General features: G+C 38.1%; 21 protein-coding genes. All 21 read right to left on the reverse strand.

The genetic code is table 11. From position 1 onward, the window contains the following. Positions 1–220 (reverse strand): YomQ N-terminal domain-containing protein (locus tag ED2_RS11775; protein ID WP_060789823.1); only part of this gene is annotated, 220 nt, incomplete at its 3' end. Positions 221–236: 16 nt separating this feature from the next. Continuing rightward, positions 237–632 carry a hypothetical protein gene (locus ED2_RS11780; RefSeq protein ID WP_232103815.1) on the reverse strand — a complete coding sequence of 132 codons (396 nt, stop codon included), beginning with the start codon at positions 630–632 and terminating at the stop codon, positions 237–239. A 41-nt stretch (positions 633–673) separates the two neighbouring features. Further along, entirely contained in the window at positions 674–1,747 is a 1,074-nt protein-coding gene (locus tag ED2_RS11785; protein ID WP_082705239.1) for a BppU family phage baseplate upper protein, read from the reverse strand. Positions 1,748–1,765: 18 nt separating this feature from the next. Next, entirely contained in the window at positions 1,766–4,552 is a 2,787-nt protein-coding gene (locus ED2_RS11790) for a phage tail tip lysozyme (RefSeq protein WP_060789824.1), read from the reverse strand. Next, positions 4,549–5,253: a phage tail protein gene (locus ED2_RS11795; RefSeq protein ID WP_060789835.1), complete on the reverse strand. Its 705-nt coding sequence runs from the start codon at positions 5,251–5,253 to the stop codon at positions 4,549–4,551. Before ED2_RS11795 ends, ED2_RS11790 begins: the two co-directional genes overlap by 4 nt. Positions 5,254–5,264: 11 nt before the next feature. After that, positions 5,265–7,568, reverse strand: coding sequence for a phage tail tape measure protein (locus ED2_RS11800; protein ID WP_060789825.1), 2,304 nt, complete (start codon positions 7,566–7,568; stop codon positions 5,265–5,267). Between the two features lie 194 nt (positions 7,569–7,762). Next, positions 7,763–8,227 (reverse strand): hypothetical protein, encoded by a 465-nt coding sequence (locus ED2_RS11805; protein ID WP_010725762.1) that lies wholly within the window; start codon positions 8,225–8,227, stop codon positions 7,763–7,765. Continuing rightward, positions 8,227–8,853 carry a hypothetical protein gene (locus ED2_RS11810; protein WP_060789826.1) on the reverse strand — a complete coding sequence of 209 codons (627 nt, stop codon included), beginning with the start codon at positions 8,851–8,853 and terminating at the stop codon, positions 8,227–8,229. The genes ED2_RS11805 and ED2_RS11810 overlap by 1 nt, the downstream gene beginning before the upstream one ends. 6 nt (positions 8,854–8,859) lie before the next feature. Beyond that, positions 8,860–9,225 carry an HK97-gp10 family putative phage morphogenesis protein gene (locus tag ED2_RS11815; RefSeq protein WP_060789827.1) on the reverse strand — a complete coding sequence of 122 codons (366 nt, stop codon included), beginning with the start codon at positions 9,223–9,225 and terminating at the stop codon, positions 8,860–8,862. Beyond that, positions 9,215–9,553 (reverse strand): hypothetical protein, encoded by a 339-nt coding sequence (locus tag ED2_RS11820; protein ID WP_010725764.1) that lies wholly within the window; start codon positions 9,551–9,553, stop codon positions 9,215–9,217. Before ED2_RS11820 ends, ED2_RS11815 begins: the two co-directional genes overlap by 11 nt. Next, the gene (locus ED2_RS11825) at positions 9,543–9,869 is read right to left on the reverse strand and encodes a phage head closure protein (RefSeq protein WP_060789828.1); all 327 of its coding nucleotides are present in this window, start codon (positions 9,867–9,869) and stop codon (positions 9,543–9,545) included. Before ED2_RS11825 ends, ED2_RS11820 begins: the two co-directional genes overlap by 11 nt. Next, entirely contained in the window at positions 9,847–10,128 is a 282-nt protein-coding gene (locus ED2_RS11830; protein ID WP_060789829.1) for a head-tail connector protein, read from the reverse strand. Before ED2_RS11830 ends, ED2_RS11825 begins: the two co-directional genes overlap by 23 nt. Position 10,129: 1 nt before the next feature. Further along, complete coding sequence (locus ED2_RS11835; protein WP_060789830.1) at positions 10,130–11,494, reverse strand: phage major capsid protein; 1,365 nt, start codon at positions 11,492–11,494, stop codon at positions 10,130–10,132. An 11-nt stretch (positions 11,495–11,505) separates the two neighbouring features. Beyond that, complete coding sequence (locus ED2_RS11840; protein ID WP_058138248.1) at positions 11,506–12,078, reverse strand: HK97 family phage prohead protease; 573 nt, start codon at positions 12,076–12,078, stop codon at positions 11,506–11,508. After that, positions 12,050–13,237 carry a phage portal protein gene (locus ED2_RS11845; protein WP_060789836.1) on the reverse strand — a complete coding sequence of 396 codons (1,188 nt, stop codon included), beginning with the start codon at positions 13,235–13,237 and terminating at the stop codon, positions 12,050–12,052. Before ED2_RS11845 ends, ED2_RS11840 begins: the two co-directional genes overlap by 29 nt. Positions 13,238–13,265: 28 nt before the next feature. Then, positions 13,266–13,706, reverse strand: a complete 441-nt coding sequence (locus ED2_RS11850; protein WP_164703928.1) for a hypothetical protein — start codon at positions 13,704–13,706, stop codon at positions 13,266–13,268. A gap of 16 nt (positions 13,707–13,722) precedes the next feature. Continuing rightward, complete coding sequence (locus tag ED2_RS11855) at positions 13,723–15,450, reverse strand: terminase large subunit (protein WP_060789832.1); 1,728 nt, start codon at positions 15,448–15,450, stop codon at positions 13,723–13,725. Beyond that, entirely contained in the window at positions 15,447–15,899 is a 453-nt protein-coding gene (locus tag ED2_RS11860) for a P27 family phage terminase small subunit (RefSeq protein ID WP_002335799.1), read from the reverse strand. The genes ED2_RS11855 and ED2_RS11860 overlap by 4 nt, the downstream gene beginning before the upstream one ends. 110 nt (positions 15,900–16,009) lie before the next feature. Beyond that, the gene (locus ED2_RS11865) at positions 16,010–16,390 is read right to left on the reverse strand and encodes an HNH endonuclease (protein ID WP_002317992.1); all 381 of its coding nucleotides are present in this window, start codon (positions 16,388–16,390) and stop codon (positions 16,010–16,012) included. Beyond that, on the reverse strand, positions 16,387–16,788 hold the full coding sequence (locus ED2_RS11870) for a Rho termination factor N-terminal domain-containing protein (protein WP_060789833.1): 402 nt from the start codon (positions 16,786–16,788) through the stop codon (positions 16,387–16,389). Before ED2_RS11870 ends, ED2_RS11865 begins: the two co-directional genes overlap by 4 nt. Continuing rightward, positions 16,769–17,155, reverse strand: coding sequence for a hypothetical protein (locus ED2_RS11875; protein WP_060789834.1), 387 nt, complete (start codon positions 17,153–17,155; stop codon positions 16,769–16,771). Before ED2_RS11875 ends, ED2_RS11870 begins: the two co-directional genes overlap by 20 nt. Between the last annotated feature and the right edge of the window lie 21 nt (positions 17,156–17,176).

Here is a 17,176-nt window from a genome sequence, read left to right on the forward strand (position 1 = left end):
TTTTCAGTTTCTCTAGTTCGGTGACGTCATCAACAGCGCTACCTTTCTTCTCTTCATCTGTTGCCATTTCAATCCATCTATTATTTTTAAAATCAAATTTTGGTTTCCAGTTAGGAACTGGTGGTTTAATCTCTGTACAGTTTTCAGGGATATTTTCTGAATCTTCAACAATGATCTGTTCAAAGCCAAAAGGTTCAATTGGTCTATATGCTGCCTTCATATCGATTCACGCCTTTCTAAATCGTGTAAGTAATTGCAAAGGTATAATCAGATGCATAACTTGAGTTTCTTCGCCATTTAATTGCTCCATCTGCGCCAATGGATAATTGAGCACCGTTCAAGGTAGAACGATCTATCGACCCTACCAGTTGTTCAAAACTAATTGGTGGCCGATATTCTTCTGGAATTGTTAGTATCGTTGAATCATTTCCACCGCTACTTTTCCCATTCAACGCAACAAAATAAATAGTGACGGTTTTTCCTTCACGATAAAGCTTTGCTGTGCCAGTGTTACCATTAGTGACACTTAACCCTACATTTGATGAAGCGTTGCGACTATCTAAATCTGCAAAGTTCTCTTGAATTGTTTCTGCACCATTCTGCATTCCTCTGTAAATCTGTTTTAATGCCATTTTATTCCCACCTCTTTCAGATATAACTTCTTAGTTGCCTGCTATTGTCCGTCAACATACGCTTTAAGGATAGTAGCAGATGGCATCGTGAAGCATAATGTTTCATTCCCATCGATAATAACTAAAGTGTTTTTGTCTTTTATGATGTAATCATTTGCACTAATTGTGTATTTTTGGGGCATTTCTACATGTACTTTTTTTCGATCAAAGCTCAATTGTGTTAATACATTATAAATGGTACCTCCACCAAAACTGTCTGTAGTGTCTAGACCTTCAATTTCAGTTCCTATTGCATTTTGATAATAAGTTACTTTAACATCAGGTTGATATTCAGAATCATGTTCGATGGTGATTTTATTGCCTACAGGAATATAGTCATGAACAATCAAATCTAGCTGAGATTTTATCTTTTCATAAATAAAATTCAAATCTGCAAGTAAACGTTCGGAGATTGACTCATGCCGTACTCCTTGAATATCTACTCTCGCATCCATCAATTCAGCTAACATGGTTCCACCAGGATCAATCGACGCTAGAATATCTTTGATGGATCCGAACCAACTTAAATAATCTGATTCTTGTCCTTTCCGCCACGCTTCAAAAGTATCTTGCTGATTTTTCCGCCACTGATCAAACTCATCCTTGCGTGCATTCATCCATGCTGTGAAGTCGCCTTTATTTTCGTTGATGAAGTTTGTCATATCTACAATCAAATCTTCTACAGATTGCCAGTAAGAACCCATTTCACCCTCTGTTTTTGAGACAGCTTTAATCACAAAATAAGAGAAATCTTGCGTCGTAGCGATTAATTCATCATCTTTATAAATGATAAAATCTGCTGTTTGTCGATGCAACATCTGCATCGAATACTGATCAAATGTGTACTGAATTTTCCCTTTTTTCGCATCAACAATTTTAGTTCCTAGCTGGACTGGATATTTGTCACCGACAACTGATTCAAAATAGACTTTACAACCAGTTAGATCATAAGGCATTCCATTTTCAGTGATGGTTGCTTCCATAACTTCGGAATTCTTATTGCCTTGTCTAACTTGGATCATGCCAATGTAATTGAAGGGCTCTGTAGTACTTAGTGTGACATTCCATTTTGTCATCTGTTTACGCTCCTTTCTTTAAAAATTGATATAGTCTCTTGCATTATGAAAATGCGCTGCAGATGATGGATAAAACTCATCCATAAATTGGAAATGTAAATGTGGACCGGTGACAGGGCCAGTTGCTCCCATAAGTCCAATTTGTTGGCCCTTTTTAACATTTTGACCCACAGAAACATCAATTCTGCTTTGATGTGCGTACCCTGTATAAAGTCCATCCGCATGCTTGATGACCGTGTAATTTCCATACCAGTCATAATAATTACTTCCCGCTTGGACCACTTGACCATCGCCTGAAGCTAAGATTGGAGTTGTTGGATTGCCATTAACCAAGTCCATAGCATTGTGAAATTCCTGTGCTCCTGTGATTGGAGAAGTGCGCCAGCCAAATTCACTTGTCACCGTGATCGGATCCGCAATTGGTTTTATATACCCTTTTGATGCAGGAATTTCCAAATCTTTGAATTTGTCATACCATTCTTGTGCCCATGTCGTCCGTTCTGGATGTGGATCACGTGGACGTTCAAAGTTAGCCACGAATGCTTGCGCTGCGGTGTTGATATCGGTCAGATTCATGAATTGTGTCCATGTGTAAGGATAAGCGCTAGTTGCGATCCATTGACCATTAGGGGCATGCCACATCAAGAGTTTGAACTGTGCAGCAATCGTGTCTGGATTGTCGCTAATCCTAGCTTTAGTCATCAAATTAACCATGTAGACACGTCCGCTGTTTGCACCTGTGCTATCAGTCCACTGCCAAACACCATAACCGAAACCTGGTGCGCCATTGCCCTCATCAGCGGTTGGATTAGCATCTGATTCTCCTTGTGCATTGCCAAGTAAGGCTGCAGCAGCTTGCTTACTAAAGCCAGCACCTAAAGCCATCGCCCAAATTTGCCAATAACGTTTGTCCCGATCAGTAGTTACTTCTGGTGGATATTGTCCATTCCAACCGTTGTCATTTCCACCTGAATTACCACCGCCATTTGTATCGATTTTTACACCATTTACATACAACTCTTTTACATCTAAGCGACCAGCGATTGTTGTATCTGTAGCAACACTCAAACTTCCACCTACGAGCGCTTTACCGTAAATGCTAAAATCACCCTTATGAAATCCATAATCGCCAGCTAAAACTATCCCTTTGCCTTCTTTTGAGGAAAGTAAGATGTATTTAGGTGCATTTGCTGTCCCATTAGCTTTGATTACTAAAGAGTTGTTTTCTAATGGAACAGGCGTGCGTGCTTCAGGAAATGGATTACCGACAGAATCAGTTGTTCCAATCGTTCCAATGGATTCTCTCGTATTCCAAAACTCCATCCCTCTTTTGGTCATTTCCATGATTTTTTTATTATCATTCCAAATTTGTAATGTACCTTTGACAATTTTTAACACATCGCCTAGATCATTAATTGAGCTTTCAAGAACTTCGGCATTAATAATCCCAACTTTAATGAAGTTAGCTACGATTTCACCCTTCGACGTCATTGCGATGCCAAACGGGCCATTTACTCCGTTGTCTGAATAACCTAAGCCATTTAAATTCCAACGCCACACTCGCTTTGCATTCGCTACATTTGGAGTATCCATGATAAGAATCTCTGATGGAGCTTTTTCTGGACGAAAAACGACATGCCCACCAGAATTACCAGTGATCCATGCCGTCGCATTCAACACATTTTGAACTAACGTTTCTGTTCGATTGTCGATTTTCTTTTTCAATTCTTGTGCTTGAGTATTTACTGCCGAAGTGTACAGTGATAAATCATTACCTAAAACAATATCCTTATATTTCCCAAGCGTTGGGAAATAAGTGTATTCGACCATACGCTCTTTTATCTCGATATCTAGCTCTTTCGCCCTAACATGAGCGACATCACCAAAGTGTAAAGACGCTAGCTCTTGATACATGTCACCGTATTCGAGTGTGTGTTCCAACGCCACCATACTGACTGTATGAGTAGCTTTTGGCTCGTGGATACGATCATTGTAAAATAAGGTTTTACCCCATTTGATCAATTCATCAACGGTTTTACAATCGCCATTTTCACGTTTGGCGATACGTCGATTCTCGTTGGTCACTCCATCAATTTCTAAATATCCATATTCAATAGGTTCTTTGTCTTCATCATAATCGTTATCAGGAACCCCGCCAATCAAATACAGGCTATTTACGATGGATTCTTCATCTATTTCTTCTTCGATTGCTTCTAAATTGATACCAAAATCGATTCGGAAACCATTATCTGATCCAATCTGTTTTACCAGTTTCAAATCATAGTTATCCATATCAAGTTCCGCGCTAGTCACGCCAGTCAAATTTTGATTACCGTTGTTTGAACCAATGATTGCTTCAACTGGCGCGACTTGTCTTGCTGTAAATTGGTGCGTTGTCCCTACATTCGAAAGATAGTTAAATTTTTGATCAAATGCCAAACTGTTTTTAAGATTGGTCATGATCTGAGACCCATTGCCGTTATCCGTAAACGACTTGACAATAAAGTTCTTATTGGCCATAAAACCAATATGCCGAGCTGTTACAGAAACGGAGGTCAAATTCTTTTTGACATTATAAATTTCAAAATATTGCCATGATCCATCTGGTACCTTCGCTTTTATGAAATTTCCTTTTTTTAGATAAGACCGATACTGACCACCTCGTGAATAGTTACCATAAAAACGATATTGGCCATTCAGCACACGATTGATTTCTGGCAAATCTTCCCAATCAACTAACGACGCTCCGTTAACACTCAAATCATCTGGCATTTTTTTGTAAGCATAAATAAATTCTTGCGTCACAGATATACACTCCTATTCCAAAACCGCACTTCTTTAAATTTTCCGGATATTTTTACCTGATTCCATTCAGGCTGCAATACTGGCCAATCACCACGCGTAAATAAATTCAAACCTTCTTGTATTGCTTTTCCAAGCTGAGTATCAACCACGATTGGTGCAGCTAACGTATTAAGTATTGTTAGGCTTTTATCACCGACAGCGATCGTTATATCTCCTCCGTTCGATTCTATTTCCAGATAGGGATGTGCAATTTCGTCACCATGATCAAAAATATCCATAACACTAGAATGAAAAATTTTAGGTGCTTCACCGATTTTTCTTTTGAGTGGCTGACAACGAAAAGTAACATCGAATGTATAAAAGAAGCCCCACTCGTTTTCGAAAGGGACTTCTTTATCCATGCTGCAGATAGCCTCTAGATACTTGTCTGGATCATTATGTGTGATCAATTGGCTTTTACCAGTGAGCCATCGTTTGACTTCTCTCAGTTTCGAATGTGGAATAGTGATCCCTTCTATTTCCAAATCAAAAGGTTCATAGTCATCAAACGTCTCCGTCAATTCTCCGCTTCGGCCCTGAATCGTGTAAGTTTCGTATCGCTTGTTCGGCATAATATCTGGAAGCTCTGCCTCAATGATGCAATTCATATCAATCACTGCATTCCGATTTTTCCAAATAAAATTTGGTTCATCTGGATTCATAAATTGTCGACTCAAATAGGAACACCTCCCAAATCACGAATAGCCTGTTTGTTTGCTTTAGCAAATTTACGATTCATACGATCTAACTCAGATGGATTGTTTGCATCGACTTTGCCAATGTGTATATGCTGTTCAATGCTACCTCTGGAAACTCTTCCACTGATCCCTTTGCGTTTTTCTTCGTCTGATAATGGAGTAACTGTGGTTTTACCATTCTTGGCAGTCAGTAACTCAGGTCCAGCTTCACCAACAATTGCTTGCCCATTGATTAAGTGACCGCCTTTAGCCAGATAAGGAATTTTATCAAAATGAATTCCTTTTCCTCCGACGACTGGAACTCCTTTTGGCACTTTAATTTTGTTTGCTAGATCAATAAAATCATTGATCAATCCAATCAGACCGTTAATTGGTGCTTTTGCAATTGCCACAATCCCATCAAATATACCTCCAAAAATATTCACGACACCTTCCCATGCTTTCGACCAGTTACCAGTGAATACTCCTGTAATAAAATCTAGAAATCCGTTAAATATTCTTTTGCCAGCATTAAAGTAGTTATTGAAGTTTGCTATGATTCCACCGAATACACCACCGATAAAGCCACCTAGAAAATTGAATACTTGAACAGCTATATCTGATATGCCTTGAAAGAATACGTTGACACCATCTCTGAACCACTTGACTTTATTGTAAGCCAACACCAGACCAGCAATTAATAGAACGATTCCGGCAATAACTAAAACGAATGGATTTGCCGCCATCATTAATTTCATAGCACCAAATATCCCTTGCAAAATACGTATTCCATTAACTATTTTGGTAATTGATCCCATTAAAGTTCCCAAGATCACAAGGAACGGGCCAATTGCCGCAATGATTAAAGCAATCGTCAAAATCCAATTTTTTGATCCCTGATCCAGCGAATCCCACCAACCTTTGAAACGTTGTAATGCATCAATTGCCACATTAAAAAAAGGCATTAAGCTGATTTGAATACTTTCCCCAACACCAGCAAGTGCCAATTTTGCATTATTCATTGATTGATTCGCTTTGTCAATCGGATCAAGTGTTGCATCGAAAGTATCACCGACAGAACCGCCACTTTCTCCTGCGGTTTTTGCTAAATCTTCTAAATTTAACGTACCTCGACGGATTGCGTCGGCCATCCTCGGACCACCTTTAGTCCCAAACACTTCTGCTGCTGCATTAATAGCTTCTGTTTCTGAACCTGCATTTTTTACCTTGTCTTGCAATTCCCCGAGACCCTGACTTAGAGATTTTCCATCTTTTGCATAAGCTACTGTCGCTTTAGATAAACTACTCAAAGCTGCACTTGAGTCAACACCACTTTGTTCAAATTGTCCAAGCAAAGTGACTCCTTCACCAAAGCTCAATCCTAATTGTTTAATTTGTGGTGCGCCATCAATTGCTTTTTGCATCAAGTCGTCTACAGATTGACCAGTATTCTGCGATGTTTTCGTTGTTACATCAAGGACAGAATTCAAATCATCATATTCTAGTCCATAAGCATCAATAGCTTGTCGAGCAGATATTGCTGATTGCGAAACATCTGTATCATTGATTTCAGCGTACTGTAGGAGATAATTGGTTGAATCTTCCAGTTTTTTATCCATGAATCCAAATTGTGTATTTACCTCACCAATAGCTTCCCCAACCGTTTGTAAAGGTAAATGAGTATTTGAACCAACGTTTTTGAAAGACTGTGAAAGTCTATCAGCTTGATCACCTGTTGCTCCGGTTTTTGTAATGATGGTATCAAGTGCCTCGTCAACTTCACCAAATGCTGCAAGTCCTGCTGCTCCTGCCGCTACAATAGGCGCGGTTACTCCAACAGACATTTTTTCACCAACGCCTTTTACTTTCTCACCTGTTTCTTCGATTTTCTGGAGTTTTTTTGCTGTATCAACAGAAACGTCACCTTGTTCTTTAAGTGCATCGTTCGTCTGTTCTAATGCTGTACGAAGTTTATTTTCTCCGGTTTCAGAATTGAGTAATTGTTTATAAAGTTTTTCTGATTCAGCAGAATATTCACCGGTTTCTTTGACAGATTTTTCATATTCTTCTCTCAACATTTGAGATCGTTGTTCAGCTAACCCCAGTTGTTTTTCTAACTTTTGTTTAGCCGCTCGCAATTTTTCTGTTTGAGTTGCATCCTTGTCCATCGCAGACACTTGGTTTTTGTACTCGGCAGCGGCTAAGTTCATTTCTTTGTTGATTTCTTTGATTGTTTTCGAATAACTGACTTCGCCATTCGTTTTAAAATTAAGAACGACATCAGATTCTTTACCAGCCATTTATCTTAGCGCTCCTTTCTACCACCAAGGCGATTTATCCATAGTTACAGATTGAGGTGGTTCAAAATCGGTGTTTTGTTGTAACCACTGTAAATAAGATTTGAGCCACAAGTTAGGTGTAGACTTCAAAAAGAAACTCTCACTCCAATTCAATAGAGTGAGAGCAACGTAAATATAAAAACTCCAAGGAGTTCCTATCTCTTCCGATTCTTTTTGTTTACCTTTCTTTTTGCTTGCGTTTTTTGAAAGTCTTGTGGCTTCTTGGATTTTTTTAGGTCTTCCACCTGAAATGTCTGGCTAGCAAAAATTTCCATACAGGTACTATAAGCAGACAACACCTCTCCACTCATTCCCAAAAATTTGAAAATAGTTTCTGGATCTTCCTCTAAACCACCAGTACGCAGCATGGCATAAATCAAGGCACGCATGATTTTTAGATCACTAGGCGATAAGTTAGCAGAAGAAATTTGTCCTTCTTTTTTAGATAGCATGGCGTTCATATCAGATTCAAATTGCGAATAATCTCCACCATACACATCTGCTATAAATTCCATCGTTTGCATAGTAAATGAAATAGGGAATTCTGCGCCTTGAATAATGACAACAGCAGAATTCTTTAAATCATCAACATGAATCCCATAATCGGCAAGTCTGGCCATTATTTGCCACCTCCAACTTTAGCCAATGTTTTCCACTGTTCTTCATCGTATACAGGTTGAGCAATGAATTTATTAAATAATTCGAGAGAAGCTCCGTCTCTATTCGAATCAAAACTTGCATACATCACATTATTGTATTTCAGTCCGATGGAAACCAGATTTGCAGTTACATCGTCAATTTTTGTTTCTTCCTCTGCAGTGGCATACTCTTCGTCAATCACATTGGATAGTTGTGTATTAGGATACCATACAGCTTTTTTACCTCCGCCTTCAATATTTCCAATGAATCCAAATGCAATGTAAGGAAATTCTCGTGCGGTATTTTTACTAAATGTTACTCCGCTTTTTGCAATCATCCCTTTGATTTCATCCATTACCGCAATTGGAATACCTACATGATCCAACGCAATTTCATGTTTTGTTTCTCGGGACACGCGTCGGAACATTTTGCTTGATGCCCATTTTTCCAATGCTGTACCATTGCCTTTGACTCCAATTTTTGTAGCGATAGGCAACCGGACAACTTCACTATAAGTCGGAGCAGTTCCAACAGAATCTGGCGTTACCATCATCGCGATTAAAATGTCGTCCAATCCTTCAAAATAAAAAGTATCTTGCTTTCCCAATTAAAATCATCCTTCCCATAAATCAAGTATTTTCTTCGTCATGATCTCTTCGATTTTTTCTTTATTTTGTTCATACGTACCGCTTGCAAAGTGTTGTGCTTTTTGATTTGTTGCCCCATTTTCGGCAAAGCGCCAGTAAAAAGCAGTCTCTTCAAACTGGACTTTCACTCGGTCTTCTTCAACAACAACTTTTATTTGTTCGCTCATATGCTTCTTTTTAAGCAGGGACTTAGGAATATTAGGAAGCAACTGCTCTAGGTAAAACTTTGCAGCTTCTTCTAAAGATTCCAATGATAATTTTTTTGGATCAACTCTAGAAAGATTCCCTAAATAATCCGATATTTCAGAAAAACCATTCTTATTACTTGGCATTTTCCATACACCTCACATATGTGTAATAGTTGGTTACGGTATCGTCGTTCTCATCACCTTGTATACCTGTAAAATCTGAATATGGAATACCAGCATTTTGTAACGCTTCTTCAATAACAGCTAAATCCTGTTCTGTTCCAAGTGTGAAAAAAGAAATTTGATAATACGGTAATTTTTTATAGACTTTACCGGATGCCATTTTTTTACTGTTACTCACATTTGAGTACACGATGTATGGATACATCGTCCCTAATCTGGCTTTATCTCTGAACACTGGCAACTTTGTTGATTTCAGCGCTGTTTTCAATTCATCAAAGCTAATCGACATAAGCTAAACTCAACTCCATTTCTCTTGTATCAGGATTCGTATAAATGCGAGTAATGTTATACGTTACAGAATCAATTTTGAGCGCACTTAATTTCTCTGTGATAGTTTTATCCCATCGAACCTTAATACGCCTGACAACGTCCGTCTTGGCTTGCTGTGATAAATATTTTTCTTGAGAAGTCACACCGAGTTCTTCATAGAAAATTAGACGCTTGGATTCATAAACCGTAGTTGGACGATCGTTCTCATCTGTTCCTGTTTTGATTTCTAGCAATTCAGCTTTCCATCGCAGATTATTGGTCTGTCGTTTCGGCATTTTGAATCACTCCTTGCACGATAAATGGCGTTATGGCATTCATAGCTTTGTCGAGTTCATCCTCTGAAACTCTATATTCATAGGCAATGCCGGCAACCATCAAAATAAGATATTCTTGTTGGCCACCAGTTGCTGTTTTGACATAATCTTTTGCCATATTTAAATAAAAAGAGAGCAAAGAATCATCCATGCCCTCTTCAAAATGAATATGTGATTTGAATTTTTCCTCTAAAGACAATTCTTTAGTTTGCTCTTCCATCTTAACCACCAACTGGTTTTGTAATTTCGTAGCGATATACTGCCGGTTCAAATGGAGAATAAACCAATTGACCATCTAGCAAGTTGTAAATTTGGAATCCAATTTGATTTTTACCAGAGAATTTTTCAACAAGTTTTTGAATTTCCAAGGCACCAATAACTTCTTGAATTTTAAATGCAGTAAAATCGCCAAAATATAAAACTGGTGTGTCTGGTTCACCCTTTTTATCTGCTGCATCTGTCCAATCCACAGGATAGCCAACTAATTGGTAACCAATTCCACCTTCTGCTTGTGTGAATGGCCGCAACAAAGGAAATCCATCATCTGTTTTCATTTTTTCAATGGCAGTCAAAGCAGCTCGATTAATAATAAAGCGTCCCTTTTTCATCACTTCTGTCACTGGTGTATTTTTAAATTCGATTAATGCATCATATAATTTTTGCCCAGCACCTGAAGCAGTTAGATCTAAAGGTTTTTTAAATGCTACAGCCTTTTTGGCTAATGCACCAGGATTTTCATTTCCAGCGTCATCACCATTGAACATATAATTGATTTCTTTACGCACATAAGCTTTTTTCAATTCTTCCACAACAATATCTTCAACTGGAACACCAGACATTTTTAATAATTTTTTAGTTACTGTTGCCAAAGCATCGAATTCGGCAGGATTAAGCAAAATTTCATCAAACTGAATAGCTGTTTCAGCAATATCAGTTGAACGCTCTTTCTTGTTTACATTCGCATCTGCTTTCTTCACAAGAATTGGATATTTGACATCTCCTGATGTTCGCACCACTGTTCCGTATTTACGAAGTAAATTTTCTTCTTGAGCATAAGTAATAACTTCAGATGCAATTACTTCTGGGACAGTAACTGAACCGTTGCCAGCTTCAATCCCTAAAGCTCGAGCTTCTGCTTCAGAAATATTTCCAACTACAAAATTAGCAAATGCTTTTCGTAGTTGTTGATCTTTTTGTTTATTGTTCATTTTTGCACGTGCCTCCAATCCGTTCTTAATTGATCCAAGTAATCCATCTCGTTGCTGTTGAGTAATCATTCCAGAACGATTTTCTGAACTATCTTCACTGTCTGAATCTTCTTCTTGATCGTTGTCTTCACCAGAACGGCTTTCGTCTGAATCCGTACTATTCGATTGATCATCTGTATTGTCGTCTGTTTCATCAGTTCCAGAATCTGCGCCTAATTCGTCTTTAATTCCGTTCAATTCATCAATAACACTGTCAATTTCTTCTTTCACGGCTTCTAAATCTGCTTCACGTACTTCACCAGATTCGATTCGTCCGCGTAATTCAGTTAAGCGTTGCTCATGACGAGCTTGTAATTTTTTCAATAATTTTTTGTTCATGGTGTATCCTCCTATGCGTTAAGCGCCCCGTTAATTTTTTGAATCATTTTTTTACGTGTTGCAATGTCTTGCTGGACTTCCTGTTTGCTTCTAGCAAGTGCTGCTTCTGTATCCTGATAGGCAGGAAGAGAAACGATTGATACTTCGAATAATTCCACTTCATTCACCGTACGCAAAACAGGATCGGTGTTGTAATCCCACGTTTCTTCTGTTGGAATAAAACCGAAGCTACATTGATCAATATCTCCACGACTCATAGATTCGATAAGGTTATTAGCATCGGTTGTGTTGGGTAACTCAACTTCAAATTTCAACCCACGTTCGTCTTCTTCAAGCCGAAGTGTTCCACTTTTTGTTCGTCCTAGAACTTTCCCCCAGTCATGATCAAATAGACATCGGACGTCCGAATTTGATAATGCCTTCGAAAATGCACCAGGAGAAATTACTTCTTCTAAGCCTTCCCAAAGTAACGTTCGACTGTTGAACACAGCAGCATACCCAGTTACGATTCGACTATTATTTTCTGTAACATCTCTAGTACTCAAGTTGGTGATATCAAATGTCCGAATTTCCTTCTTTTTCATTTCCATCACCCCCTTTCACGTTTTGATCATTCGTTGGTAAGGAATCATCTGTTGCATTTTTCTGGCCAATCCTAGATAAGTCATTTGAAATATAGATAGCTTGTGTTTCTGGAGTGTTCTGTTTAGGGAAACCAAGCATTTCTGCCACATTATCTGGACTTGTAATCCCAGTACGTACGATGTTGTAGCCAATATTTGTTTTTGTTGAGTAAGGAACAAAATCCAAGATGTTGATTTTCCATTCCACCCGATAGCCAGAATTTGGCATAAAAAAAAGAGCGGTGTAATGTTCGCTCTTGTTCTTCAATATTGGTTTGATTGCTTTGTTATGCAGATACATCATCGCTTTTTCAATGTCTGTTTTCATCAACGATTGATACGTATCAACATTGATTCCTAAAAATTTACCTAAGTCTTTTTTATAAACACCTAAATAGTTCAAAATAGCCGCGTCATCAACAGGACTTTTTAATGTCTCGATGGAATATCCTTTTCCCAAAGGAATCATCTTAACAGAATGATCACTCTCATTTTGCGTTCCTTCCAGTTGATCCAATATAGCTTTGACAATTTTCGTTTGGGCGCTATTATTTGGATTGATGTGGGCGTCCAGTTTAAGCATGAACGCGAGTAAACCACCTTTAGTATATTTGTCCGTCAAAACTTTTTCAGCGCTCAGAACGCCTTCCAGAGTGTTTCTTGCAAGGTCAATTATTCCAGCACCTTTTAATGAATCAGTTCCGATGTTCTTAATATGTCGAATCATTTGACCAGGTATTTTTTGTCCATTCATTTCAAATTCTTCTTGAAGTCGTTCATTGATTTTAGTGGTTACACCGTATGCCAAATGAAGTTGATCACGATCTGTCAACGGGAATGTTTCTCCATTAATCAACAAAGTATTTGTCTCTAGCTTCGTGAATTCGAAGCCTGTCAAATAATCGTTTGGTCGTTGTAAAATTTTGAGCAAGTGATGGTCTTTTACTTCATTGCCATCTGGACCAATAACAACTGGTGTCGCAAGTGCTACTTGATTCGATATGTCTTGAACTAATTCATAGACGTCGGAGGATTCCATGATGGAACTATCATTTACATAATGTTGTCCATATCTAGTTGTTCTCCCAAAAATATCCTCGATGTACCCGCGCTTTTCCATAAAAGAATAGACTGCATTTGATAACCGATCACGTAATTTCAATATTTCTCACCGCCTTTCTATTTATTTCTTTTGATAACACCTTACGCCCATCAAAATTTCTAAAGGAATAACCTCTGCTTTTTAAACCTCTATAATAAATATCCCTTCGCCGATTATCATCCCAACCAATATTGATAAATATTTTATTGTGACAATGTCCAAATTCTGAAACAATGAACTCTTCAAATTCAGCCAATGCTTCTTTTGCAAAAAGCAACGTCTTTAAACCATCTTTTCCCATCTGTTTGAGAAATGAGTTAGAAATATCTTTTCTTTTTTTATAAACAATAAACCAAACTGTAAATTCAGCAGTTCTTTGATTATCCCAATAATCACCATAAAAAGTCATTTGAGCAGTCATTCCACTTGGCATTATCCTCTTTGTAACAAACGTATACTCATCTTCTTTAGGCGTTAAAAATTCCAAAGCAACCATCCCCACCTTACCTATAGATACTATCGAGATATTCGTCTAATTCATCAGGATCAATATCTGTCATCTGATTCATCGTTTCCTTATGGCCACACAAAAACGCCACGAACCCATCAATCTTTTTCTTTGATTGGCGTTTACTTGGCGCTTTTTGTCCATTGATGTTAGTAATTGCTACAACGTTTAAAGTGCAATATAGGAATAATGGATTATCAAATTGAATCCGTTTCTCATAAAACAACCGTTCGACATCATCAAAAGGAGCGTTCAACACTTTAGGATATTGGGCAACCTCAACGCATTCCAATCCTAAGTTCTCCAATTTCTCAACAAGTTTGTCGCTCATCGCTGGATCATAATTCACTTGTTGTATATCGTATAAATCCATGCAGTCTTCGATGTACTGCAAGATTTGATCTTGATCAATCATTTTACCATCGCAAAATTCAACAAAACCTTGTTCAGCTAAATCGCTGTAAGGCACGTTATCTTCTTTTTCTCGAAACTCTAAATCTTCATTGGGAATAAAATAAAGCTGCTTCACTTTAAGGACCGCTTTTCCATCTTCATCCCACGTTGGGAAGTTTAAAGACACACAGGTCAAATCTCGTGTGCGTGATAAATCCAAACCAATGTAACAAGGTTCACCACTTAAATTTCCAAGCTCTTGGGTAGTAACCAAACATGGCTCTACTTGATCCTGTTCAAAGAAATTATCCGCACCGTTTACAAATACATCCAAGTGCTTCGTTAGAAATTCGGCTTTTGAATGGGCTGACCGTTGTGCTGTTTTAAATGCGGACTCTAAAGCGGAAAGATCGACTGATATTCCCCAGTTAGGATTGCACATTTCCCAGACTTTTCTATCCGTCCAATCATAATTTTTATTTGGCTCATAGATTAGAACAAAGTTTGAATCATTATCATCGCGTTTCAACACTTCTTTTGCTTCGCGATATACACGCATTCCAACAGACGACGAACCTTTCCCAGCAGTTGAGATATTAAACATCAATGGTTGTGGCAAAGAGATTTGTGCAGACTTAAAATTGTCATACTGTTCCATTTTCTCTTGCTTATGCAGCTCATCATTCAATACAAAATATGGATTAGAACCCTCAATGTTATCGATATTCTTTGTTTGAACAATAAATTTATTCGAATAAGCCATATCTTCATGAATATAATCATAAGTAATACTAGAAACAGTTCCCTTTGGTCCTTTGAATATTTTAGTTCCTTCAAGTAGGATTGGATTGTTTAATATTGTAGCTGCAAAAGGTTTGGCAGCATATTGAGCTTGAGCAAAGTCAGAAGCGCATGCATAACAATCGACTGACAAAGCACCTTCTCCATACATTGCATAGCCTAATGAACCGACAGCAATCAATGTTTTACCGTTCTTTTTAGGGATTTGGACATACGCTTCACGAGTAACACGGACAATTTGCCCTTTTTCATTTTCTTTAACCCATCCATACATCCACGAGTAAATAAATTTTTCCCAAGGTTCTAAAATGAATGGCTTTCCAACCATCTCACCTTTTGTGTGAACAATAAACGACTCAACCCAGTCCATCATTTCATTCGCACGATCTACATCAAACCAAATATCTTTACGTTTTTTCCACCGATACCAACGATCCACTGCCAAACGAACAGTTTTAGGATATTTCCCAGGTTTCTTTCTTACTTCTTTTGCAAATAAATCAGCATAATTTACACCAGGTTCAATCATTTTTCAGCGCCTGCCTTCTTACGCCATTTATTTCTGTGCGCTGCTAGTTCATCTACTGGCTTTACTTCTGGACGTGTAATTTCTTCATCTTTTCTTGCGGTCGATCCTCCAGTAATTTGTCTACCAGTTTTTGCTTTGTTTGTTAATCCTAATAAATCTAGAGCTTTCATCTTCTTATCTGCCCAAGTTTCTACTTGTTGTGCCAATGGATGTTTTGATTGATTAGTAGCTCCTGATTTATTCGTGAATTTTTGCGTCTCCGGAAATCCTTTTTCCTTCCACAATAAATATTTGTGTTGGTAAATTTCAAAAATATCCAAGTATGATTCGATTAATGGATCAAGAGTGATGGTGTACAAATCAGACAAATTCATTATTTCTAAGATACGAGCTTTTTCAGCACTTACTTTTTCATCAATAATCGCTTTACGTTGCGCTTTAGTCGTCATTTTTGTATACACCCCCTTTGTTTTTTGAAAAATTTGACCTAACGATGCGCGTGACTCCCCGCTACCCTATCTCCCCACGCGAAAAAATTTTGAAAATGGATAGGGGGGCTTCAATTGAAATACGAAGGGAAAACTTTTTTGTCTTCCGTTTCATTTTCAACAATTGGATGACATTTTGAACATAAAAGCATGAGATTGTTTGGATCAAGCTTAAGCAGTTCATTGTCTTTGATGGGTACAATGTGATGGACATGTGCCCTCTTGCCGAAGATAAACTGACCGCATCGCTGACAGTGACCACCTTCTCTTTCATAAATAAATTGACGCATATCCTTCCATGCCTGTGTTCGATAGAATGGTTTGTTCTCATGATGATAAACAGACTTTGCTTGTTGCTTCTTCTTACGTGATTTGCTTGATCGCTTGTGTTCAGCACAATAGATCCCCTTTGCTATTTTGTTCGTGCATCCGTCAAACTGACAGTATTTCATTCTGCTTCACGAATAAGATTTATGATATCGCCTTTTGCACGGATAGCACCAGGAATATCAATACCATGTTTCTTAGCATATGCACGCAATTCTTTTGCAGTCATATCTTCCAACTCATCTGTTGTTCCATCAAACTGATCATCGGTAACTTTTTCTCCATCAAAGTCAGCAGCGGTGTTTCCATCGCTATCTAATTCTTCTCCCGATAAATGAATTTCTTCACCACTCTTGAACAAGACACCATCACCAACGATTGCCTTGGAAACTACAGTCATATCAGTCTGTTCACTTGTGTCAAATTTAGGTTCTTGACCTTTCGGAACTACAACAGTCTTTTTCTTTTCTGAATCCCAATACTCTGTTCCTGTGATGGATGTTCTAATTTTGATCATTGCCATTTTGATTCTCTCCTTTGTAATTTGTACTGATTACTTTTGCGCCCATCCGCTCATACCATTCAACCTGTTCTTTTAAGTTAGGTAAGGTCCTAGAGATCAATGCTATGGTCAGCTGAATTTTCCGTTCTGTTCGATCAACTATTGCTCCAGAATATTTTTCAATAGTCAGGCTATTATCAATACTGACACTACAGTGGTTGCCATTCCAGCTTGGCTTGATATCGCTAATCACAATATTTCCATCGGCATCTTTTATTTCATTTTTAATCCAATGCCTACTGTTGTCATCTTCAATCGCTTTTTTATATGCAGTGGCCAGACTTGGTTCTACCTCGATGCTAAGTACCGCTTCATGAAAATCATTCATAGATAAAACTCCTTTCAAAAT

The sequence above is a fragment of the Enterococcus durans NBRC 100479 = LMG 10746 genome, from assembly GCF_001544215.1.
GTDB lineage: Bacteria > Bacillota > Bacilli > Lactobacillales > Enterococcaceae > Enterococcus_B > Enterococcus_B durans.